The following is a 1577-nucleotide window of genomic DNA, read 5'->3' on the forward strand; positions in this document are numbered from 1 at the left end:
GAAACGGCAAAAAAATCGAGGATCTGAGCGCCGTCAGCCTGGTCGATGTGGTTAGGCTCATCCTCCGATGCCGTTGATCAGACCATCCCTAGAGCATTCAATACCAAATTCGACCAGCCACACGTGGTGCGCCGCTCAGCTTGTCCCGATGCCAATATACTCCTGCGCAACCGCATGCCTGGCTTGCACAGACTCCCAGATTCGACCGCGACTCAACCCAACTGCGCGCGCTACCCGTTGAAACTCGACAGGCCCTTGATAGCCCGGAGACTTCTTCTTGATCAGGATGCGATCGGATGGCGTGACACAGCTGTCCTCCAGGGAATTGCTCACATGTGCCTCATCCACGAAGAACTCTTCATAGGGCAACGACAGCACGGATGTCTCTCCGTCGCGATCGAACTTCAGCAACAGGCTGTCATCGCGCTCGAAGCACAGCGTCTTCCAAGGGAAATCGGTCAGCTTGCCGGCTTCGACCACCGCCGAGTCCTTGCCGGCCAGCAGCGCCACAACATGCTCAGAGAACTGTTCTTTTGAGATCGGCGGCTCGGTCATGGCGCATCCTGCAAAGGTGGCAACGACCACTGCGACCGATGCCGAAACGTAAGAACGGAAGATAGCGAATGACATACGGCGCGGCCCATTCCCGCGGTAGAGCGATGTTTAACCAGAAGCGCAATCCACGCGCATCTTGGCAGGAGTAGCGACCTGCCCTCCTGATAAATTCCGGACCCAGGCAACTGAGCAAGTCGTTGACATCCTGATCGGGCAACTACATCAAATTTGAGTAGTCTCCGATCTGATTGCAGATCTCTGCAGGCGGATTACCCACCCTCACGACTCTCCGCTTTCCTTCTGCGGCCTTTTCCTTCGGCGCGACGATACGGTAAACAAGATACAACCCTTGTTGCGTCTCCCAGAGGCCAAACGTGGACATCTCTGAGAAGCGATAGCTTGCTCCATCGGACCGGACTGCCTCAAAGCCACATTCCGCATATGAGCCCCACCCACAGCTAGCGTCCAAGCGCTTCAACCCGCCTCGACCGCCAAGATCAAAGCGATAAGAACGCCCGCTATCATCTTCGGAGACCTGTGGATTGACTTGTACGGCTTGCGTCGAACCTGCGCCCCCCCAACCACGGGACTGCTCACAAAGCGAGTCGCCGGACGGAGCGCTCATGTCCGCGCCCGCGGATACCACCGTACATCCTGTGATGAAGAAGAGCGCAAGCGCCACGCAGCCAACAGACTTTATTGTCATAAGAATTCTTTGCGTACGAATAAAATCATACTGAAATCGACCGTTAGCACAGGCAGCCGCGTAAGGCCTTGGAGCGAGCAGAGCGTTTAAAAATCTGCGCTTTTATTCCCATCCGACATGATGGTTCTCCTTGATCAAACCAACCTAGCTCGATCACTTACACCTACGATATTGCCTGACTGACTCGCCGTCAGAAATGACTAGGTGTTCGCCCTTCGACGTCCCCCCGCCCTGAGTAGCGGCCTGGTTTAGAGTCCAGGGCTGATGATATCGGTGTTTGCCAGATGTTGGGCATACGCAGCCGGTGTCATGCCGC

At 55.8% G+C, this 1577-nt stretch carries 1 protein-coding gene; it reads right to left on the reverse strand.

Going from position 1 to position 1577, the window contains the following annotated elements:
- Window positions 1–135: 135 nt before the first annotated feature.
- Window positions 136–555 (reverse strand): hypothetical protein, encoded by a 420-nt coding sequence (locus GGR62_RS20865; RefSeq protein ID WP_260306369.1) that lies wholly within the window; start codon window positions 553–555, stop codon window positions 136–138.
- Window positions 556–1577 lie beyond the last annotated feature (1022 nt).

Origin of the sequence: Xanthomonas sp. 3075 (assembly GCF_014197275.1) — a bacterium.
Lineage (GTDB): Bacteria > Pseudomonadota > Gammaproteobacteria > Xanthomonadales > Xanthomonadaceae > Xanthomonas > Xanthomonas campestris_B.

What these genes read in the sequence shown, in the direction of transcription:
- GGR62_RS20865 (WP_260306369.1), bottom strand. Translation starts at nt 555, where the DNA reads ATGACCGAGCCGCCGATCTCAAAAGAACAGTTCTCTGAGCATGTTGTG.